This window comes from Pseudomonas sp. MPC6 (assembly GCF_006094435.1).
Lineage (GTDB): Bacteria > Pseudomonadota > Gammaproteobacteria > Pseudomonadales > Pseudomonadaceae > Aquipseudomonas.
This window is the reverse complement of sequence record NZ_CP034783.1, coordinates 3449534-3471848: the sequence shown is the minus strand read 5'-3', so window position 1 is coordinate 3471848 and position 22315 is coordinate 3449534. Positions and strand designations below refer to the sequence as shown.

At 62.3% G+C, this 22315-nt stretch carries 14 protein-coding genes and 1 pseudogene; 2 read left to right on the top strand and 13 right to left on the bottom strand.

The window, feature by feature from the left end:
- Window positions 1-2232 (top strand): 1,4-alpha-glucan branching protein GlgB, encoded by a 2232-nt coding sequence (gene glgB / locus ELQ88_RS18120; protein WP_138966769.1) that lies wholly within the window; start codon window positions 1-3, stop codon window positions 2230-2232.
- A gap of 149 nt (window positions 2233-2381) precedes the next feature.
- On the opposite strand, the gene ELQ88_RS18115 is transcribed toward glgB, so the two are convergent.
- The 13 genes and pseudogenes from ELQ88_RS18115 to glgA form a co-directional block, all read right to left on the bottom strand.
- On the bottom strand, window positions 2382-3446 hold the full coding sequence (locus tag ELQ88_RS18115) for an autotransporter outer membrane beta-barrel domain-containing protein (RefSeq protein WP_138966768.1): 1065 nt from the start codon (window positions 3444-3446) through the stop codon (window positions 2382-2384).
- Between the two features lie 325 nt (window positions 3447-3771).
- Window positions 3772-4320 (bottom strand): annotated as a pseudogene (locus ELQ88_RS18110) (autotransporter outer membrane beta-barrel domain-containing protein); the annotation flags it as partial.
- 67 nt (window positions 4321-4387) lie between these two features.
- The gene (locus tag ELQ88_RS18105; protein ID WP_138966764.1) at window positions 4388-5188 is read right to left on the bottom strand and encodes an endonuclease/exonuclease/phosphatase family protein; all 801 of its coding nucleotides are present in this window, start codon (window positions 5186-5188) and stop codon (window positions 4388-4390) included.
- 1613 nt (window positions 5189-6801) lie between these two features.
- The gene (locus ELQ88_RS18095; protein WP_138966762.1) at window positions 6802-7560 is read right to left on the bottom strand and encodes a PIG-L family deacetylase; all 759 of its coding nucleotides are present in this window, start codon (window positions 7558-7560) and stop codon (window positions 6802-6804) included.
- A gap of 124 nt (window positions 7561-7684) precedes the next feature.
- The gene (locus tag ELQ88_RS18090) at window positions 7685-8284 is read right to left on the bottom strand and encodes an SAM-dependent methyltransferase (protein ID WP_138966760.1); all 600 of its coding nucleotides are present in this window, start codon (window positions 8282-8284) and stop codon (window positions 7685-7687) included.
- Window positions 8281-9039, bottom strand: coding sequence for a PIG-L family deacetylase (locus tag ELQ88_RS18085; protein WP_138966758.1), 759 nt, complete (start codon window positions 9037-9039; stop codon window positions 8281-8283). Before ELQ88_RS18085 ends, ELQ88_RS18090 begins: the two co-directional genes overlap by 4 nt.
- Window positions 9036-10025, bottom strand: coding sequence for an acyl-CoA dehydrogenase family protein (locus ELQ88_RS18080; RefSeq protein ID WP_138966756.1), 990 nt, complete (start codon window positions 10023-10025; stop codon window positions 9036-9038). The genes ELQ88_RS18085 and ELQ88_RS18080 overlap by 4 nt, the downstream gene beginning before the upstream one ends.
- A 1-nt stretch (window position 10026) precedes the next feature.
- Window positions 10027-12189 carry a glycogen debranching protein GlgX gene (glgX, locus tag ELQ88_RS18075; protein WP_128869380.1) on the bottom strand — a complete coding sequence of 721 codons (2163 nt, stop codon included), beginning with the start codon at window positions 12187-12189 and terminating at the stop codon, window positions 10027-10029.
- A 116-nt stretch (window positions 12190-12305) separates the two neighbouring features.
- Window positions 12306-12659 carry a DUF2934 domain-containing protein gene (locus tag ELQ88_RS18070; RefSeq protein WP_138966754.1) on the bottom strand — a complete coding sequence of 118 codons (354 nt, stop codon included), beginning with the start codon at window positions 12657-12659 and terminating at the stop codon, window positions 12306-12308.
- A 21-nt stretch (window positions 12660-12680) separates the two neighbouring features.
- Window positions 12681-15476, bottom strand: a complete 2796-nt coding sequence (locus ELQ88_RS18065) for a malto-oligosyltrehalose synthase (RefSeq protein WP_138966752.1) — start codon at window positions 15474-15476, stop codon at window positions 12681-12683.
- A complete protein-coding gene (gene malQ, locus ELQ88_RS18060; protein WP_138966750.1) occupies window positions 15473-17551 on the bottom strand; it encodes a 4-alpha-glucanotransferase in 2079 nt (692 codons plus the stop codon). Before malQ ends, ELQ88_RS18065 begins: the two co-directional genes overlap by 4 nt.
- Complete coding sequence (gene treZ / locus ELQ88_RS18055; protein WP_138966748.1) at window positions 17548-19344, bottom strand: malto-oligosyltrehalose trehalohydrolase; 1797 nt, start codon at window positions 19342-19344, stop codon at window positions 17548-17550. Before treZ ends, malQ begins: the two co-directional genes overlap by 4 nt.
- Before the next feature lie 14 nt (window positions 19345-19358).
- Entirely contained in the window at window positions 19359-20945 is a 1587-nt protein-coding gene (gene glgA, locus ELQ88_RS18050) for a glycogen synthase GlgA (protein ID WP_138966746.1), read from the bottom strand.
- Between the two features lie 556 nt (window positions 20946-21501).
- On the opposite strand from glgA, the gene ELQ88_RS18045 reads away from it, so the two are divergent.
- Window positions 21502-22314, top strand: coding sequence for a crotonase/enoyl-CoA hydratase family protein (locus ELQ88_RS18045; protein ID WP_128869477.1), 813 nt, complete (start codon window positions 21502-21504; stop codon window positions 22312-22314).
- The last annotated feature ends 1 nt before the right edge of the window (window position 22315 follow it).

Below are 22315 nucleotides of genomic sequence, written 5' to 3'. Positions count from 1 at the left end.
ATGAGTTTCTCGAACAGGGATCAGGGTCACGCTAAAGAAGCGCTGCTGCCCAATGCACGGGATATCGATGCTCTGGTACGTGCCGAGCATCATGACCCTTTTGCAATTCTCGGCCCCCACGGCGATGGCGCCGGCGGGCAATTCATTCGGGCCTATCTGCCGGACGCCTTGAGCGTGCAGGTAGTGGCCAGGGACTCCGGGGAGGAACTCGGCACCCTCGAGGCCACCCAGACACCCGGGTTGTTTGTCGGGCACTTCGATCGGGCCCAGCCGTATCTGCTGCGCACCCGCTGGGCGGGTGGCGAACAACTGTCCGAAGACCCTTACAGCTTTGGCCCGTTGCTCGGCGAGATGGACTTGTACCTGTTCGCCGAGGGCAACCATCGCGACCTCAGTGCGTGCCTCGGTGCGCAACTGAAGACAGTCGACGGTGTCGACGGCGTGCGCTTTGCCGTATGGGCCCCGAACGCCCGGCGGGTGTCGGTGGTCGGTGACTTCAACAACTGGGACGGTCGCCGCCACCCCATGCGTCTGCGCCATCCCACCGGCGTCTGGGAAGTCTTCATCCCGCGCATGCAGGCAGGGGAGGCCTATAAATACGAAATCCTCGGCAGCCACGGCATCCTGCCACTCAAGGCCGACCCGATGGCCCTGGCCACCTCGTTGCCGCCGGACACCGCGTCGAAAGTCGCTTCGCCGCTGAGCGTCGACTGGCAGGATCAGGACTGGATGCTGTCGCGTGGCGACCGTCATCGTTCCAACGCGCCGCTGTCGATCTACGAACTGCATGCCGGGTCCTGGCAGTGCGAACTGGATGACCTGGGCGAGGTAGCCCGGCAGTACACCTGGCATGAATTGGCCGAGCGCCTGATTCCGTACGTCAAGGAACTGGGCTTTACCCACATCGAATTGATGCCGATCATGGAACATCCGTTCGGCGGTTCATGGGGTTATCAACTGCTGTCGCAATTCGCCCCGAGTGCCCGCTATGGTTCGCCTGATGACTTCGCGGCCTTCGTCAATGCCTGTCACCAGGCGGAAATCGGCGTAATCCTCGATTGGGTGCCGGCGCATTTTCCGACCGATACCCATGGCCTGGCACAGTTCGACGGCACCGCGCTGTACGAATACGGCAATCCGCAGGAAGGCTTTCACCAGGATTGGGACACGCTGATCTACAACCTGGGCCGCACCGAAGTGCACGGCTATATGTTGGCGTCGGCGCTGCACTGGCTCAAGCATTTCCACGTCGATGGCCTGCGGGTCGATGCCGTGGCCTCGATGCTGTATCGCGACTACTCGCGCAAGGCCGGCGAGTGGGTACCGAACCGGCATGGCGGCCGGGAGAACCTTGAAGCCATCGACTTCCTGCGTCATCTCAATGATGTGGTGAACCTCGAAGCCCCCGGCGCGCTGGTGATTGCCGAAGAGTCCACCGCGTGGCCAGGTGTCAGCCAGACCACGCAACAGGGTGGCCTGGGCTTTGACTACAAGTGGAACATGGGCTGGATGCACGATTCGCTGCATTACATCCAGCAGGATCCGGTGTACCGCGCCCATCACCACAACGAACTGAGTTTCGGCCTGGTGTATGCGTGGTCCGAGCGCTTCATCCTGCCGATCTCCCACGATGAAGTGGTGCACGGCAAGCATTCGCTGATCGACAAGATGCCCGGCGATCGCTGGCAGAAATTCGCCAACTTGCGGGCGTACCTGAGTTTCATGTGGGGGCATCCGGGCAAGAAGCTGCTGTTCATGGGCTGCGAGTTCGGCCAGTGGCGCGAGTGGAACCACGACCAGCAACTCGATTGGTACCTATTGCAGTATTCGGAACACAAGGGCGTGCAGAAACTGGTCGGCGATCTCAATCGGCTGTACCGCGAAGAGCCGGCACTGCACGAGCAGGACGACGCGCCGCAGGGTTTCCAGTGGTTGATCGGTGATGACGCGGTCAACAGCGTCTATGCCTTCCTGCGCTGGAGCAAGGACGGCCGGCCGGTGCTGGTGGTGGCAAACTTCACGCCGGTGCCGCGCGAGGCTTATCGCATTGGCGTGCCGTTTGCCGGGCGCTGGACCGAGGTGATCAACAGCGATTCGGCGACGTATGCCGGTTCCAACTATGGCAATAGCGGCGGGGCGTTTACCGACGATGAGCCAAGCCATGGGCAGGCGTTGTCGCTGGTGTTGAATCTGCCGCCGTTGGCGGTGTTGATGCTGCGCCCGGAGGGTTGATCTAACATCGCGGCGCGCCCTTCGCGAGCAAGTCGGATCGCCGCACCGTCGCTCCCACATTGGATTGATGTCGTACCTAAAACCAATGTGGGAACGAGCTTGCTCGCGAAGGCGTCGGCTCAAACAATGCATTCCCTCAGGTCAAACACTCACCACCGCATCCGCACCCCCATACTCCCGATCAACCCATTCAGATCATTGTCATCCACATCACTGCTGTAATCGGCACTGACGTACAGGCTCACCGCGGGCGTCACTCTGGCCACCAGGCCCAACCCCACTTCGACGGACGATGAATAGCGGCTGCTGCTGATCTTGTCGACTTGATCAAGGGTCAGCGTATTGCCTGTGTACACCGTGTGCCACAAGTTGGTCCGCACGTAAGGTTCGATGGGCAGGCCATTGATGTCGTAACTGCCTTTCAACTTTGCACCGACCCGACCGCTCCACGACGTCAGGTCGCTGGACGACGGATCTCTCGAGTCCCGGTTCGGGGTGTCCAGGGTGATTCGTTGATTGATCAACTGCGCCTGGGGTTCAACCACCCAGTTTTCGCTCACGCCGATCGGGAAACCACCTTCCACCGACAGCGTCACCGCACTGCCTTCGGCCGCTTGCCGGGCGCCCTGGCCGTCACGGCTGTAACCGTTGACCCGGCCACCACTGGCGCTCAAGTCCACGTGCCAGCCTTGGGGGCCGGTCAGGCTCCAATAGGCGCCGAGGCTCTCGCCTTGCAGGTTGAGGGTTTCGGTGTGAGGGTCAGCAAGGGCGCGACTGGTCAGCAAGCCGTTGCCATTGCCCTGGAACTGACTCGGGCCACCGATCAGTCCGACCCGCTGGGTATGGCCACTGCCATTTTGCAGGGTGAGGATCGCCGGGCCTTTGAGGGTGTTGGCCTCCGGGATGGAAGCGCCCTGCGCCAGATAGTCGGTTTGTGCCTGCCGCGATGCCTGCCCGTAAAGCTGATCCCAGGCCAACGGCGCGGCATCTTCAACGGTGAGCTGGGAACTGCGCAAGTCAGGGTGGGCATTGAAGCGGCCAGGATCGGTTGCAGCGAGGGCGGGCAAGCTCAGCCGCTGAACCTCCTGGTCATACCAGGCGGTTTTTTCATCCTCGGGCGAGGCGTGGACCCCCATGGCCGAGCACAGCAGGAGAGAACTCGAGACCGTGCAAAACGTAAATTTGATCTCTTGTGGGCTGAGTGACTTTTTCATGGCGGTCTTCCTTGCAATAGCATGCCTTATCTCGCTTTGGCGTCTCTCTCCTACCCCGAATGAGGGGCGACCGAATGGGTTGGGCAAACCTCTGGCCGCCCGTTCTCGCGGGTGCCTGAAGGCTTGCCCCTGGTATGGTTCCGGGGGTAGTAACGTGTAGCTAAGAAGACCCTTGACATTGCGTCAAGAAATTGGCCGATGAGTGGTACTGGTATTTTTAGGGGCTATAAGTGACTGAATTATGGCGCTTCTCTAACCTCTTGTTTGTTCGTCAGATCGTCAAAAAAGCGCGAGCTGTAAAGCCAGCGCAACGCTACCAGCTGACCCCGAGGCGACCGGTCCAGGCGCTGTCGTAGTCGAACGACACGTGTGAAATTCCGTCATCCTGGCTGTCGAGGGCGACTTTCTGGTAGATCACCTGTGCCTGGGGTTCCACCACCCAGTTTGCCGCAACCGGGAACGGGTAACCGGCCTCCGCCGAGAGGGTCAGGACTTCGCCCTCGTTGTCCAGCGTGAGGCCGCGCTCGGAATGATTGTCGCCGTCGAGCCAGCTGTACATCGCGACGGTGTCGAGGTAACCACCCGCGGGATCGGTCAGCGTCCCGTATAGGCCGAGGCTGTCTCCCTCCAGCTCTACCTTGCCGGCGCGCTTGCCCTCGAAGCCCTGGTTGAAGCCGTCGACATCGCCCTTCAGGCGGTTGTGGCCAACGAAGAAACCCGTGCGCCAGGTTTGCCCGCCCGCCAGTTGCGCACCGAACAGGTCATTGCCGACCTGAAAGCCGTTGAACGCCCCGTCAATGTCCCGTCGCTGACCACCAGTTTGTCGCTGGCGGAATTGTCGTCTCCCAGCGCACTTTGTAAAAAAGCTGACCACCGTTACCGGCGTAATTACCCTGAACCGTCAGGATGTCGCAACAGGGAGCTCATATAAGTGCGGATTTTCAGAGGTGGACTTCGACCGCCAACGGCAAGTGATCCGACAGGTGTGTCCACGGTCTGGTGCCCAGGATCCGCGGGTCATGACTGCTGGCGTTGCGCAGGTAAATCCGGTCCAGGCGCAGCAGCGGGAACCGCGCCGGATAGGTTTTCGCAGGCCGGCCATGGTGGCGTTCGAAGGCTTCATGCAGGTAGTCGCGGCGCACGAGGGCGGCATTGCCCTGCAGCTGCCAGTCGTTGAAGTCGCCGGCGATGATGACGGGTGCTGCGTCAGGCAGGGATTCGAGCAGCTGACACAATAGTTGAAGCTGCAACTGGCGATGACTTTCCAGCAGGCTCAGGTGCACGCAAATCGCGTGGACCTCGGCGTGCCCCGGCACATCCAGCACACAATGCAGCAGGCCGCGGCGTTCGGGGCCGGTGATCGAGACGTCGAGGTTGCGGTATTCGCGGATCGGGTATTTCGACAGCAGGGCATTGCCGTGGTGACCATCGGGGTAGACCGCATTACGGCCGTAGGCGAAGTCGCTCCACATGCTGTCGGCCAGGAACTCGTATTGCGAGGTTTGCGGCCAATTGTTGAACCGAGAGGAATGCCGCCCGTGTTCGCCGACGACTTCCTGCAGGAATACCAGGTCCGCCGAGGTGCTGCGCACCGCTTCGCGCAGTTCCGGGAGAATGAAGCGTCGGTTGAGCGCGGTAAAACCTTTGTGGGTGTTGACCGTGAGAATTCTCAGCCGATGAACCACCGGTGGCGTGTCCAACGGCGTGGATTCGATGGCCTGCGGCTTGACATCGCTGCTCACGGTCACTCCTCTGATTTCGGGCTGCTTATGCATGCGACTGATGCGGGGGCGGGCAGTTCAGCGGAATTCGCCGTGACGTTGGTTTCATGGCTAAAATCCGAACCCCGTAGGAGCCGGCTTGCTGGCGAAGGCGTCTTCATGGGCACTGCAAGGCTCGAGGCTGCCTTCGCTGGCAAGCCAGCTCCTACAAGGGATCACCGGTGTACAGGTGGATTGTGGTCAACGCCGAATCCTGTAGGAGCCGGCTTGCTGGCGAAGGCGTCTTCATGGGCACTGCAAGGCTCGAGGCCGTCTTCGCTGGCAAGCCAGCTCCTACAAGGGATCACCGGTGTACAGGTGGATTGTGGTCAACGCCGAATCCTGTAGGAGCCGGCTTGCTGGCGAAGGCGTCTTCATGGGCACTGCAAGGCTCGAGGCCGTCTTCGCTGGCAAGCCAGCTCCTACAAGGGATCACCGGTGTACAGGTGGATTGTGGTCAACGCCGAATCCTGTAGGAGCCAGCTTGCTGGCGAAGGCGTCTTCATGGGTACTGCAAGGCTCGAGGCCGTCTTCGCTGGCAAGCCAGCTCCTACAAGGGATCACCGGTGTACAGGTGGATTGTGGTCAACGCCGAATCCTGTAGGAGCCAGCTTGCTGGCGAAGGCGTCTTCATGGGTACTGCAAGGCTCGAGGCTGCCTTCGCTGGCAAGCCAGCTCCTACAAGGGATCACCGGTGTACAGGTGGATTGTGGTCAACGCCGAATCCTGTAGGAGCCGGCTTGCTGGCGAAGGCGTCTTCATGGGCACTGCAAGGCTCGAGGCCGTCTTCGCTGGCAAGCCAGCTCCTACAAGGGATCACCGGTGTACAGGTGGATTGTGGTCAACGCCGAATCCTGTAGGAGCCGGCTTGCTGGCGAAGGCGTCTTCATGGGCACTGCAAGGCTCGAGGCCGTCTTCGCTGGCAAGCCAGCTCCTACAAGGGATCACCGGTGTACAGGTGGATTGTGGTCAACGCCGAATCCTGTAGGAGCCAGCTTGCTGGCGAAGGCGTCTTCATGGGTACTGCAAGGCTCGAGGCCGTCTTCGCTGGCAAGCCAGCTCCTACAAGGGATCACCGGTGTACAGGTGGATTGTGGTCAACGCCGAATCCTGTAGGAGCCAGCTTGCTGGCGAAGGCGTCTTCATGGGTACTGCAAGGCTCGAGGCTGCCTTCGCTGGCAAGCCAGCTCCTACAAGGGATCACCGGTGTACAGGTGGATTGTGGTCAACGCCGAATCCTGTAGGAGCCGGCTTGCTGGCGAAGGCGTCTTCATGGGCACTGCAAGGCTCGAGGCCGTCTTCGCTGGCAAGCCAGCTCCTACAAGGGATCACCGGTGTACAGGTGGATTGTGGTCAACGCCGAATCCTGTAGGAGCCGGCTTGCTGGCGAAGGCGTCTTCATGGGCACTGCAAGGCTCGAGGCCGTCTTCGCTGGCAAGCCAGCTCCTACAAGGGATCACCGGTGTACAGGTGGATTGTGGTCAACGCCGAATCCTGTAGGAGCCGGCTTGCTGGCGAAGGCGTCCTCATGGGTACTGCAAGGCTCGAGGCCGTCTTCGCTGGCAAGCCAGCTCCTACATCTGGATTGGGGTGGTTCAGACAAAGACGATTTCATAGGGCAGGCGAATCCGCTCCAGCAGTGCCCGGGGTAGCAGCGGGGCGAGGCCGATGGCGGGTTCACCGTCGAGCTGGCTGGCGTAAGCATGGGTGGCGTGGCTTTTGCGCGCGACGGTCCAGGTGTCGAGCCGGATCTTGCGCGCGCGGTGCCAGGGAATCATTGCGCGATCGCGGGTCGGCCAGTGCCAGGCCCGCAGCGGTACTTCATGAAACGTCGCGCCGATCATGGCGGCAGCCTTGGCGCTGGCCCGGCCAACCGCCCCATGGTCATCATTGCCGTCCTCGCCCCAGATGCTGAACACCACATCACCGGGCCGCAAGTAACGGGCAATGAATTGAGTCAATTGAAGCTCGCGCCCGGCCAGGGCGTTGTCGGTAAAGCCGCCGCGAATCCACTTCAGGCTGTGCATCGGTAACCCCAGCCGGCGCAAGGCTTCGACGCTTTCCTGGCGGCGAAACACACTCAGGCGTTTCTCCGACCACTGCAGCGACCCCGGATGGCTGGCGCTGCCGCCGCTCATCGAAATCAACTGCAGGGGATGCCCCAAGTTGCTGAGCAGCTGCAACAAGCCGCCGCAGGTCACGACTTCATCGCCGGGATGCGCTGCGATCACCACGGCACGCGCGCCGGGGGGAACCAGGGTTTCGGTGTTGATGACAGGGATGGTGTCCAGCTGAGGGGCGCTGTTCCAGATCTGTGCGGGCTGGCTGCTTTCATCGATGGAAACAGGTTTCATCGGGGCTACGTCCTTGTCTGGTTGCAATGTGCAGCGCTCCAAACCTTGGATTGCCGAGAGCTGAGTATTGCTCATGTCCGGCCATTCGTCGCGTCGATGTCCTATGGAATGGGAAAATCGCCCATCAGCGCAAGCCTTCCAGGGCCGCCACTGAACGGGGTTCGCGGCTCCACAGCTCCAACAGGAAATCGGCCTCCTGATGCAGGACCAGACGCGGCAAATGCAAATGCGCGTGGAGCAGGTCATGGACGAGTCGGGCATTGAGCGGACAGCCATCGATCGGCGGGCGCCAGTGACAGGCCAGGAGTTGGCCGTCGGCGGTCAGCGATTGTGCGGCTCGTTCAATCAGTTGCTTGAGGTCCGGGGCGTCGAGGTAGTAGCCGACTTCGCTGAGCACGATCAGGTCGAACTGTTCGTTCGGCCAGTCGCCCGGCAGGCGGCTCTGACGGACTTCGGCATGATCGAACAGGCTCAGGCGCGTGCGCGCCAGTGTCACCGCGGCGGCGGCGGTGTCGCAACACAACAGGCGGTCGCAGCGGGTGGCCAGGTCTGCGCTCAGTTCGCCATTGGCGCACCCCGGCTCGAAGATGGCGCGATAACGTGGGCGGGGCAGCGCGGCCAGGGTGATGGCGCGTTTGCGCTGCTCGTACCAACGATCACGGAACGCCCAGGGATCGTCATTACCCGCGAACAAGCCGTCGAAGTAGCGATCCTCGACGCTCATAGAAACACCACTTCGAAGGGTTGCAGCAAACGATCCAGCACATAGGGCGCCAGGACCGGCGGCAAGCCGATGCGCGGGTCGCCTTCCAACTGGCTGGCGAAAGCGTGCACGGCATGCCGCTTGCGCGCCACCTGATGCGGCGTGAGCAAGACTTTTCGCGCCCGGTGCCACGGCACGCCACTGTCATCGGGGGTTGCCCAATGCCAGGTCCAGACGGGCAGTTCGTGCACGGTTGCCCCCACGCGCCGGGCCGCGTCAACGCTGGCACGACCCACGGCCTCGTGGTCGCAATGACCGTCTTCACGCCAGGTGGTGAACACCACATCGTTGGCGCACAGGTGGCGTTCGATGAACTCGCTCAACTCGGTTTCCCGCGCCGCTACCCGACTGTCGGCGAACCCGCCGCGCAACCATTTCAGACTGTGCAGCGGCAGGCCGAGGCGGCGCAGGGCTTCGGCGGACTCCTGCGGGCGGACCGCACTCAGCCGTTCCACCGGCCAGCGCCGGGACCCCGGGTGGCTGGCGCTGCCATCGGTGACCGAGATCAACTGCAGTGCACGGTTCGCCGCGGCGAGCAGTTGCAGGAAGCCGCCGCAACCCAGCACTTCATCGTCGGGATGGGGTGCGATAATGACGGCCCGGGACCCTTGCGGCACCAGCGTCAGGATGTCGATCACCGGTAGCTGCGCCAGCTGGCTGGACGTTTGCCACAGGTGCAGCGGCGTACCCTGGCCGACGATTGGATTGGTTTTCATAGGCTCCATGTTCCGTTGATGACCTGTCGACCCAACGCGGCAAGGTCTCGTTCGGCGTGGCTTTGCCGCAGGAACACCGGCAGGTCGGCGATCAGCCGGGCGAATTGTCGATCCTTGCAATAGGGACCTGCGCCCAGGGCGTGGCCGACATGAAGGATGACCTGCTCGGCGCTATGTTCGACCACAGCGCGCACGCGACGGGCCAGCAGCTCGGCGTTGTCCAGTGGTGCGACATCGATGCTCCGGGCACTGCTGCGCAGCACGTCGGCAGCGGCCTGTAATGCGCTGTCGACGGCGCCGAGGTGGGCGAGGGCATGGGGTTCTTCGCGGTGGGCGCAGTGACTGCGCAGACGTTCGGCAATGCTTTGGGCGGCGCCGTACCAACAGGCGGCAATGCCGATCCCGCCTTGCCAGAAGCCGGGACGTTGCAGATAGTCGCCGGGATCGCCGATGACATGCGCCCGAACGCCGTCGAACAGCACGTCCACGCTGCCGCTCGCGCCCATGCCGACGGCGTGCCAGCCTTGATCGGTGATGCTCACACCGGGTTGATCCAGCGCCACCGCCACCAGTTGCTGGCGATCCTGCTCGTCCCAGGCCGTCAGCAAACCGTGGCTCAACACCGCCGCCCCCGAACACCAGGCCTTGCGTCCGTTCAGTGCAACCGCTCGGCCGTGCGAGCTGACGTGTACCCGCGCCTGGGGCGGTTCGGCGGCCCACATGCCCCACGTACCGCCCGGTGCTGGCGAACCCCCGAGTTGCTGGATGATCGCCAGCGCATCAGTATGGCCCTCGTACAACTTGCACAACCCCAGGTCATGCCCGCCGACCTCGGCCAGCGCCTGGAAACGCTCCAGGGTCCGGCCACTGCCGGGCAGCGGCAGCTGATCGAGACCCGCCTCCACCAGCGCACGCAGGCACCGGCCTAGCGCTTGAGTGTCAGCGTAGTCCGGTGACTGGCGATGCAGAAACCCCTGGAGGTCCATTTCACTCGTCTTCCTCACGCTGCAATTCGAACAGCAGCAGCGATCGCCCGGTGACCGAGTACTCGTGACCGAACTCGAAGCGTTCCTGACCGCGAATGGAAGGTTGGTTGGTGTCGATCATGCAGGTCCAGTAACTGCCATCGGGCACTTCCGGGAGCAGGAAATTGACCACGTCATGATGGGCGTTGACCACCAGCAGCAGGGTTGCATCGCCACCCTTGCGGCGGATCCCGGTTTCCTGCGCGCGGCCGTCGAGCAGCATGCCCAGGCAGCGGCCATGGGCTTCTTCCCACTGTTCGATGGTCATCTCGCTGCCATCCGGCGCCAGCCAGGTGACGTCCTTGACCCCGATGTCTTCGTTGTAATTGCCCACCAGGAAGCGCCCGCGACGCAGGATCGGGTAGGCCAGGCGCAGCTTGATCAGGCGTTTGACGAACTTGAGCAGGGCCTTGCCGTCTTCGCTCAGGTCCCAGTTGACCCAACCGATCTCGCTGTCCTGGCAATAGGCATTGTTGTTGCCTTCCTGGGTGCGGGCGAATTCGTCGCCGGCCACCAGCATCGGCGTGCCCTGGGACAGCAGCAACGTGGCGAAGAAGTTGCGCATCTGGCGCTGACGCAGTTCATTGATCTCGGGATCGTCGGTCGGACCTTCGACGCCGTGGTTCCAGGACAGGTTGTTGTTGCTGCCGTCCTGGTTGTCCTCGTCGTTGGCTTCGTTGTGCTTGTCGTTGTACGAGACCAGGTCGTTGAGGGTGAAACCGTCGTGGGCGGTGATGAAGTTCAACGAAGCGTATGGCCGCCGGCCCCGCTGGTTGAACATTTCGCCGGAAGCGGTCATGCGGCTGGCGAAGTCCGCGAGCTGGCCGTCATCGCCTTTCCAGAACGCGCGCACGGTGTCGCGGAACTTGTCGTTCCACTCGACCCAACCCGGCGGAAAACCACCGACCTGATAACCGCCCGGGCCGCAATCCCACGGCTCGGCAATCATTTTTACCTGACGCAGCACAGGGTCTTGGCGACAGGCGACCAGGAAGCTGTGACGTTCGTCGAAGCCCTCGTGGTAACGGCCGAGAATGGTCGCCAGGTCGAAACGGAAACCGTCCACGTGCATTTCCGTGGCCCAGTAACGCAGGGAGTCGGTGACCATCTGCAGCACACAGGGGTGACTCAGGTCCAGGGTGTTGCCGGTGCCGGAATCGTTGATGTAGTAGCGCTTGTCGTCGGGCATCAAGCGGTAGTAAGAGGCGTTGTCGATGCCGCGCATGGACAGGGTCGGGCCCTGTTCATTGCCCTCGGCGGTGTGGTTGTAGACCACGTCGAGGATCACTTCGAGATTGGCTTCGTGCAGGTGCGCGACCATCTCCTTGAATTCGGCGATCTTGCCGCTGGCCAGGTAGCGCGGGTCGGGGGCGAAAAACGCGATGCTGTTGTAGCCCCAGTAATTGGTCATGCCTTTGTGCAGCAGGTGCTGGTCATTGACGAAGGCATGGATCGGCAGCAGCTCCACGGTCGACACGCCGAGCTTGCGGATGTGTTCGAGCACGTCATCGACCATCAACCCGGCGAAGGTGCCACGCTGGCTCTCGGGGACGGAGGGGTGACGCATGCTGATGCCACGCACGTGCGTCTCATAAATGATCGTCTTGTCCCACGGCACGCTGACACGATGGTCGTGCCCCCAGGTGTGGGCCGGGTCGATCACCTTGCATTTGGGCACGAAGGGCGCGCTGTCACGCTCATCGAAGCTGAGGTCGGCATCGGGGTGGCCGATGGTATAGCCGAACAAGGCTTCGGACCATTTCAACTCGCCGACCAGCTGTTTGGCATAGGGGTCGATCAGCAATTTGTTGTGGTTGAAGCGATGACCGTTGGCCGGGTCATAGGCGCCGTAGACACGGTAGCCGTAGATCAGCCCCGGATGCGCGTCGGGCAGGTAGCCGTGGTAGATCTCGTCGGTGTATTCCGGCAACTCGATGCGTTCCAGCTCGACTTCGCCGGCATCATCGAAGATGCACAGCTCAACCTTGGTGGCGTTGGCGGAAAACAAGGCGAAATTGACCCCCAGGCCATCCCAGGTCGCGCCCAGCGGGAAGGGCAAACCTTCACGGATTCGCGATGGCGTCTCGACGTGCGGTTCTGGCGCGGATTTCTTTGGACTGCTCATACATGCTCCTGCAAAGGGGGGACAATTCTTGGCTCAGGCGTTTTTCGAGGGCGAGCGAACCCTCGGTGGCGAGGGGGCTCGCCACGCATTCAATCATTCAGGACCAGTAAGGAGCGTTAGACCGCGGGCGGTTTACGCGCGGTTCGAGGCTTCTTCACGGCGGCTTTTTCGCCAGGCGGGACCACCGATGATGCCGCGGCCGGCTTGGCCTTGGCCTTGGTTTTCGGTTCGGCGCCCTTGCCGTCGAGCGACTTGTCATTGATCAGCTTGCCGTCGGGCTTTTTCGGCGCGGTCTTGGTCGCGGCCACTTTACTGCCGGCCCCTTTTGACGACTTGTTCGGGGACAGGGCTTCAGCTTCTGCCAGTTTGCGGGCCATTTCCCAGTGACGGGCTTCCTGGCCTTCGGGCTTGCCTTCAGATTCCCAGATCTGATAGGCGAACTCGCGGATGCGTTTATCTTCGGTACTCATCGCTATGCTCCTGAACTGCACTCAAGTGTCGGTAGTTTGGATAAAGAGATTGACCGGGAAGTCCCCCAGCGCAGCGCTGATCATCAGCTCCCCTTGGGTTGTGACTGCGGTGGCTGAAAAAAGTCCCTTCAAATGTATGTCAGAGGAGGCGAACGGTAATTTGACCCGGGTATCGCCCCACAGCCGCGCATCGATCCGCGGTTCGGCGGTGTTTTTCAGCAGTTCGGCGCAGCGTATCGGCACAATCACGAGCGCCCGTTTTCCTTCCCCGGAGCGGGCAAACGCCAGCACCCGGTGCGCCTGGCTGCCGACCACTTCCAGGGCTTGATACGCCCCGCGCCGAAACAGCTCGGCGTGCTCGGCCCGCAGGTTCAACGCCTGGGCGATAAGGCTTTGCTTGATGCGCCCGTCACGCCAGGTGGTCAGCAGCTCGGGTAAACCCGGTTCTGCGTGCAAGGCCTGTTGCCGATCAGCGTAATCCACCGGCCGCCGGTTATCCGGGTCCACCAGGGTGAAATCCCAGTACTCGTTGCCCTGATAAAGATCCGGTATGCCCGGCACGGTCATGCGTAGCAAGGTTTGCGCCAATCCGTTGAGGGCGCCGGGGGCGGCGAGGGTATTGACCGCCTTGCCCAGTGCGGCGCGCAACAGTTCACCTTCAGGACTGAGCATCAGTCGTTGCAGGAATTGCTGCATCGCCTGTTCGTAAGCGTCGTTGGGTGCGCTCCAGCTGCTTTGCAACTTTGCTTCGCGCAAGGCTTTCTGTTGCCATTGCCAGAGGCGTTGAGTGTACGCCTCGATCGCGATTGGATCTTCGCTGCGCAGGTCGAGCGGCCAGCTGCCGAGGATCGCCTGATACAGAATCAACTCGTCGCCGGTCGATGGCATCTGGTCGTCATCGCGCAGCGGTCGGGCCAGGGCTTGCCAGAGCGGCACTTGCTCGGCGTACCAGGCACTGCGTTCACTCAGCACCGCCAACCGCGCCCGGGTGTCTTCGCCGCGTTTGTGGTCGTGGGTGGCGGTGGCCAGCAGGTTATCGGGAAACGCTTCGAGTCGGCTGGCACACACCGCGTGGAAATCGGCGACCGGCGCACTGAACTGTTCGGTGCTGAACCCCACGTCATTACGCGACAGCAACACCGCCGAGCGATAAAACGCGGTGTCTTCCACGGCTTTGGCCGCGGCCGGCGAGGTCAGCTGCTGGAAGCGCACGCAGGCGTGCTTGAGCATCTTGCGCTGGCGACCCGCCGGGCGTTTGCGCCACGGTTCACCGCCGAGCCAGCGGGCCAGGCAATCGAGCACCGGCCAATCGGCCTCGCTGAGCGATTGCCGGGCGCCGTCCATGGCCTGCTGGAAAAACACATCGTCTTCGGCGCTGCGGCCGCGGGGGCTGATATAGGTGCGATACACGGGGAAGTGCACGATCAGTTCCTGCAACGCTCGCCGGATTGCGCCGAGGGTCAGGTCGCGGGTCATCAGGTCGTCACGGGCGACTTGCAGCAACGCCTGGGCGACACTCTCGAAATCGCCGGCGAGGGAGCCGTTGAGGATTTGCTGGCGGGCCAGTTGCGCCTCCTGGCGAAAATCGGCGGGCCGTTCGCTGTATCGGCTCCAGAGCTTGCCCAGGGTCTGGGCGCCTTCCGGGTCGTGTTGCAACAGCGACAACTGGTTCATGAATTCATAACCGGTGGTGCCGTCGACGGACCAGTCGCGGTGCAGGGTTTCACCTTCGCCGAGGATCTTCTCGACGAAAATCGGCAGGTGCCGCTGCGGAGACAGGCTGTCGACCCGGCGCCGCAATTTGCGGCAATAACCACGGGGGTCGGCCAGGCCATCGATGTGATCGATGCGCAGACCGTCGACCAGGCCCTCGGCCACCAGCTCGAAGATCTTGGCGTGGGTTTCTTCGAACACGGCCGGCCGCTCGACCCGCAGGCCGCCGAGTTCGTTGACATCGAAAAAGCGCCGCCAATTGATATCGTCCGCCGCGGTGCGCCAGCTGGCCAGGCGATAGCTTTGGCGCTCGAGCAAGTCGTGCAGACGCTCGAACCCCTCGCGCGTCAGTGAATCATAAGCGTCCAGGTTGCGCTGGATCGCTTGCGCAATGGCCGGGTCAGCGGCGAGTTCGCGCAGCTCGGCCTTGAGCGGGATCGCCAGGCTGTGCGCGTCCATCTGGTAACTCAAGGCACTGAAGCGGTCTGCCAGGGATTTGAGTTGCGCGGCCTGATCGGCATTCAGCGCGTCATCGGCCTTGAGCAGCTCGCCGTAGCTCGTCGGGCAGATCGGGAAGTGATGCTCATAGTGCTCGACATGAAATGCGCCGTGCCCTGCATCGAAACGCAAGGGCAGGGTGCCGTCCTGCAGGGCGACCCCGTAATCGCTGCCGAGGAAGGGCAGCAGCAACTGACCTGCCATCAACGGATCGGGAGAATGCCACTGGATATCGAAGAACTCGCCGTAGGGACTCAGGCGCCCCCATTCCAGCAAATCCAGCCACCAGGGATTGTCGCCGCCGCCCACCGCCATGTGGTTGGACACGATGTCGAGGATCAGCCCCATCCGTTGCTCGCGCAAGGCGCTGACCAGGCGCCGCAATGCCGCTTCGCCGCCCAGCTCCGGGTTGACCGTGGTCGGGTCCACCACGTCGTAGCCATGCATGGAGCCCGGACGCGCGCTCAGCAGTGGCGAAGCATAGATATGGCTGATGCCCAGGCTGGCGAAGTAGGGGACCAGCGGCACCGCCTGGTCCAGGGTGAAGCCTTTATGAAACTGCAGTCGCAGGGTGGCCCCCAACGGTTGGATGAGCGCTTGATTCATTGGTCACGCTCGGCCGCCTGAAGTCGCGCGCAGGCGAGCAGTTCCAGGCGCCGGGCGGCGTCCGGGTCATCGAGCAGGGTTTCGCTGTCACCGGGCAGGCGACGGGACCAGTTGGGATGCGCGTCGGTCGTGCCAGGCAGGTTGGCCTGCTGTTCGATGCCCAGGGCATCTTCCAGCGGCAGCAACACCAGCGGCGCCGGGGTGTGCCCGAGGAAACGGATCGCGGCATCCAGCACCTGATCGGTTTCATGGGACTCCTCGCGAAAGTTCTGCGGATCCTCGCTCAACACCCGGCGCAAGCCTTCGCGCTCGCGTTCGCGGTGCTGGCGCCATTCGATTTCACCCGAGGCGTCGACCAGGCCGAGACGGGCATTCCAGTCGATATCGCGGCCATGCCACCAACCATTGAGGGTCGGCAGGTCATGGGTGCTGGTGGTGGCCAGCGCGTTGTCCGGCCAGTCGAGCATGGGCTTGAAGTGGGCGTTGTCCTGTTCGAACAGCAATACCCGCATGCCGAGGATCGAGCGGGCGATGAGTTTTTCCCGCAGGCCATCCGGCACCGTCCCCAGGTCTTCACCGAGCACGATGGCCTGATGGCGATGGGATTCGAGGGCCAGCAAGCGCAGCAGGTCGTCCACCGGGTAATACAGGTAGGCGCCGTCCGCAGGGGGCGCGCCATTGGGAATCACCCACAGCCGTTGCAGGCCCATGACGTGATCGATGCGCAGGCCACCGGCATGGGCGAAGTTGTCCCGGAGCATCTCAATGAACGCGCGAAAACCGTTGCGTACCAGGCCTTCGGGGGAGAACGCGGAAATGCCCCAGCCCTGGCCGGTACGGTTGAGAATGTCCGGTGGTGCGCCCACGGTCAGGGAGGCGAGCAATTCGTCCTGGCGACTCCAGGCCTGGCTGCCGCCGCCGTCGGCGCCCACCGCCAGATCGGCAATCAACCCGATGCTCATGCCGCTGGCGCGGGCGGCGGTTTGTGCGCGCTCCAGGCAGCGGGTGATCAGCCATTGGCAGAAGGCAAAGAAGCCGATGCGTCCGGCGTTCTCTTCAGCAAACGCGGCGAGGGCGGCGCTGCGCGGGTCGCGCCATTGTTCGGGCCACTCGCGCCAGTCGAGGCCTTCACCGTTGGCGGCGCGGTCTTGCTGAATGGCTTCGAAGCGGCAGTGGTTTTCCAGGGCTTCGCCGCCGGCGTGGCGGAAGCTGTTGAAATCGGCATGCAACGGATGTTCGCCCTGGACAAAGCCGTCGTAGAGCGCCTGCAACAGACGATGCTTGGCCTCGGCGGCCACTGGCCAATCGATCAGCGGCAACTCTTCAAGGTGCTTGAGTTCGGCGGCGAGCCCCGTGGCGTCAATTGCCGTGCGCACGGCGCGCTCACCGAGAATCAGGCCCGGGGCGGCGTAGAGGCTGTTGAGGAACAGACGGCTGGACGGCGAATAAGGGCTGTAGCGATGGGTGTCGTTGGCAAACATCGCATGCAGCGGGCTGATCGCCAACGCTTCGGCGCCACGCTCGCCAGCCACCCGGACCAGATCTTCCAGGGCCTGGGTGTCGCCGAATCCACCGTCGCCGGGACGGCGCAAGGCATACAGCTGGACGCTCAGGCCCCAGGCACGGGGGATCGGATTGTCGACGGCATCGCCGACGCTGTAGCAGCGAGCCGGTGCGACGGCCAGGGTAAAGGATTGTCCGTCGATGCTGACGCGCTGATAACCGACCGGAATCTGGCCGGGCAGAATCGCCTCGGCGTCCAGTGTCAGGTTGAGTTGCGAGCCATCTTCGAGATGGACCGCGCAGGACGTCTGCGGCTCGAAGTAATGCGCCAGATTGAGACCGACACCGACATCGGCGGTCATCAGCGGCGGCAGGTGGCGGGTCTGTTGCACTTGCTGCAATTGCAGCAGGCTGGCGTCGATTTCCTGTGCGGAGCCGGCGGGGTGGCCGAGTCCGGTCAGGACGTTACGTAAAACCGCCGGGGCGACTTTTTGCGGGCGGCCGTTGGCGTCGATCCAATCGACTGCCAAACCCGCTTGGCTGGCCAGTATTTCCAGTTGCGCGTCACTCATTGGCGCTCTCCATCCGGGGGTAGCATAGGGGCTGCGGCCGTGAGGCTGACTAGCGCGCAATACGGGGCAAGTGTGCCCTGATCCAACAGGCCGGCCGACTGTGGCGGGTGTTCGAACAGTAGCGAAGCGTCGGCCTGTGGTGAATGGACCACGGGCTTGTCGCTGAGGTTCAGGTCAATACGCAGCTGAATGCCATTGCCCAGTTGCCAGCGTGCAGTCACCGCGCCCTCGGCCAGCACCTCGGCCCCCAAGGCAAAAGTCCCGGGCAGATTGGGAATGATGTGTGTGTGCCGAAGCCGCAACAACTGGCGATACAGGCCCTGCATCGCCGATTGCCGGGTGGCGGTCAGTTTGGGCCGGGACGCCTCGAAGGTCTGGCGTGCGTTTGGATCGGGAATCCGTTCGCGTTTATGCGGATCGGTAAAGGCGCTGAAGGCGGCAAATTCATTACGTCGTCCTTCACGCACCAGTTCCGCCAGTTCACCGTGGTGACTGGTGAAAAACAGGAAGGGCTCTTCGGCGGCGAATTCGTCGCCCATGAACATCAGCGGGATCATCGGTGACAGCAGCAGCAGCGCTGTCGCCGCTTGCAAGGCGTCGTTATGGGTCAACTGATGCAACCGCTCGCCAAACGCGCGATTACCGATCTGGTCATGGTTTTGCAGAAACAACACAAAGGCACTGGGCGGCAAGTGACCGCTGGGTTCTCCGCGAGGTGTGCCATGGCGGGTGACGTGGCCCTGGAATACGAAACCCTGGCTCAGGCAGCGCGCCAGTTGCTCGGTGGGGTTGTCGGCATAGTCGGCGTAGTAAGCGTCGGTTTCGCCGGTCAACAACACATGCAGGGCATTATGGCCGTCATCGTTCCACTGCGCGTCAAAGCCTTCCTGCAACAGGCTGGCCTGGTTGTGCTCGTTCTCCACCGTCAGCCACACATGCCGCGCCGGATCTGTGCGCTGGCGCACCCGTTGCGCCAGTTCCTGCAGGAAGTTGGGGCTTTCAATGGCGTGGACCGCGTCCAGGCGCAGACCGTCGAAGCGGTATTCGAACAGCCACATCAGCGCGTTTTCGATGAAGAAGTCCCGCACCTCGCGCCGCCGGAAATCAATGGCGGCCCCCCAGGGCGTGTGCTTGTCTTCGCGGAAAAAGCCCTTGGCGTAGCGATGCAGGTAATTGCCGTCCGGGCCGAAGTGGTTGTAGACCACGTCGAGAATCACCGCCAGGCCGTGGCCATGGGCGGTGTCGATCAGGTGCTTGAGTTGTTCGGGAGTGCCATAGGAGGATTGGGGCGCATAGGGCAGGACGCCGTCATAACCCCAATTGCGGTCACCGGGGAACTGCGCCAGGGGCATCAGTTCGATCGCGGTCACCCCCAGTTCGACCAGGCGCGCCAGGTGCTTCTCGACTTCACTGAAACCGCCGAGGGCACCGACGTGCAATTCGTAGATCACCGCCTCGTTCCATGGCCGCCCCAACCAGTTGCCGTGTTGCCACTGATAGGCGAGGGGATCGACCACCACGCTGTGCAAGTGGATGTCACCGGCCTGGGCGCGGGAAGCCGGGTCGGGCACCTCCAGCTCCCCGTCGATGTTGTAGCGGTAACGCGTGCCGGCAGGGCAACGGGTATTGATCACGAACCAGCCATCGGCCTGAGGCAATAGTGGCAAGGATTGTCCATTTTCCAGTTCGACACTGACAAACAACGCATCTGGCGCCCACAAGGCAAAACGCGTGTGTTCTGCGTCCAGCATGATTGCGCCGTGGGGCCAGGTCTCAAGGGTCCGTAACGGCATCTATTGAAAACCTCTTACTGTCTGTGCGATTTACCCAGTGCTTTAGCCACCAGCTGTTCGTAAAGTTCGGCGTAGGGTTCGACCGCCTTGCACCAGTTGAATGGCGCGGCCATCGCGCGGCAGCGCATGGCATTGAGCAGGTCGGGGTAGGCGAATACCTTGAACGCGCGGCTCAGGGCTTCCTGGTAACTTTCAACCGTGGATTCATCGAACAGGAACCCGGTCACGCCATTTTCGATGGTGTCGGCCAAGCCACCGGTATTGCGTGCCACCGGCAATGAACCGAAGCGTTGGGCGTACATCTGGCTCAGGCCGCAGGGCTCGTAGCGCGACGGCATCAGCAGGAAGTCGCTGCCGGCGAACATGCGCCGGGCATCGGTTTCATTGAAGCCGATGCGCACCCCGATTTGCCCCGGGAAACGCAGGGCCAGCTCACGCATGGCTTGTTCTTCTTCCGGCTCGCCCCGCCCGATGATCGCGATCTGGCCGCCGGATTCGACGATGTATTCGGAGACGGCTTCGGTCAGGTCCAGGCCTTTTTGATACACCAGGCGCGAGACCACGGCGAACAGCGGACCTTCGCTATCGTCCAGGCCGAACAACTCACGAACGTGTGCGGCGTTGACGGCCTTGCCCTCCCAATCGCCGATGCTGAACGGGCAGAACAGGTGGGGATCGGTGGCCGCATCCCAGCTTTCATCGATACCGTTGGGGATACCGCTGAGCAGACCTTGCTGGGTCTTGGCGGCGAGAAAGCCGTCGAGGCCGCAGCCGAAGGCCGGGGTGGTGATTTCCTGGGCGTAGGTCGCGCTGACCGTGGTGATGTGACTCGAATAGGCCATGCCGGCCTTGAGGAACGACATCTTGCCGTAGAACTCCATGCCGTCCTGCTGCAGGGCATGGGTGGGAATTCCCAGTTCCGGGCATGATCCCAGGCTGGTCACACCCTGATAAGCCAGGTTGTGGATGGTGAACAGGGTCGGGGTGCGCTGCCCACGCCAGTGCATATATGCAGGCGCCAGACCGGCGGGCCAGTCATGGGCGTGCACCAGGTCCGGGCACCAGTGGATTTGTGCGAGGTTGGCGGCGATATCGGCGGCTGCCAGGCCGAGTCGGGCGAAGCGGATATGGTTGTCCGGCCAGTCGCGACCGTTGTTGGCGCCGTAGGGCGAGCCTTCGCGCTCGTAGAGTTCAGGGCAGATCAACACGTAAATGACCAGGCCGTCGGGCATGTCCATGCGCCCGATCTTGCAAGGGGGCAGGGCTGCGTGGCCACCCAGCTCGCCAATGATGTGAATCGGGTTTTCGCTGTGCAGCACCTGCGGGTAACCGGGAATCAGCACACGAACATCGTGCAGTAGCGCCATGGCCCGGGGCAGCGCCGCGGAAACGTCACCCAGCCCGCCGGTCTTCACCAGGTCGGCAATTTCGGAAGTGACGAACAAGACTTTCTTTCTATTGGGATTGTGCCTGGCAACCGGTGCCAGCGCCTTGGTGCCCGTGACGCTGATCGTTTGGGCACTGCCTGTACTCACGACGCTCGACTCGCCGACCTGCTGATGAGCACGTTCTCCCTGAATATCTAAAGCCGCACTGATCATATGAATCTCCCGTATTGTTGATCTAATTCTTAGGTCTGGCAGACGATGTTCCGTGGCCAATTCATGTGGCCGGCGCAAACGCGCTACGCATCGTTCAGCAAAGGCTGCCCATGCGCTGAAGCAGTAACGCTTGAAATGGACATTGCAAGGATTGCACCAGCCGCAACACTCCTCCCTTTCAGGTGACCCGTCGCGACGGGTAAAAGTTTCGAGTTTTTTTGTACTTTATGACTGATCGGTTTTGCCTCGCGGAAATGAGTCTAGGCCAGAACTTAGAGCGCGCGAGGCGGAATGGCAAAATTGTTCGACAATCGGTGCAAAGAGGTACGGTCGTCCCGTTTAGAAGGCGAAATTCACCGACGAAGGGCTGCCTTTTCAATGATTTGGCGTCAAAAAATCTGAGTAACGACACATTGTCGTGCGCCAGACGGCAAGGCTTGCGCACTATTACGGTGCGCGCATGCGTCCCGCTTTTGGCCGAACCGCTGCCTTACGGGGCACCTTGCGGCCTTGGTATAGTTCGACTCTCGTTTTTGCCCGGTAAAGGATCACTCGCATGGCTCAATACACCGCATTCACCGTCGAATTGGCAGATAAGGTCGCACACGTGCAGATCAATCGCCCTGAGAAGATCAATTCGATGAACGCAGCGTTCTGGAGTGAAATCATCGAGATTTTCCAGTGGGTCGACGACACCGACGAAGTCCGGGTGGTGGTGCTCAGTGGTGCCGGCAAGCATTTTTCCTCGGGCATCGACCTGATGATGCTGGCCGGCGTGGCCAATGAACTGGGCAAGGATGTCGGACGAAACGCGCGCTTGCTGCGACGCAAGATCCTGGCGCTGCAAGCGTCGTTCAATGCCGTCGACCAGTGCCGCAAACCGGTGCTGGCGGCGGTGCAGGGTTATTGCCTGGGCGGCGCCATCGACCTGATTGCCGCCTGCGACATGCGATACGCCGCCGAAGACGCGCAATTCTCGATCAAGGAAATCGACATCGGCATGGCCGCCGACGTCGGCACCTTGCAACGCTTGCCGCGGATCATTGGTGACGGCATGCTGCGTGAACTGGCTTACACTGGTCGTTCGTTTGGCGCCGAGGAAGCGCGGGGCATGGGCCTGGTCAATCGCATCTACAGCGACGCTGCCAGCCTGCTTGATGGCGTGATGGGCATTGCCCGCGAGATCGCCGCCAAGTCGCCGATCGCCATCACCGGCACCAAGGAGATGATCAGCTACATGCGCGACCATCGCATTGACGACGGCCTCGAATACGTCGCCACCTGGAACGCCGCCATGCTGCAATCCACCGATCTGCGCGTGGCCATGGCCGCCCATATGAGCAAACAGAAACCCGAATTTCTGGATTGAT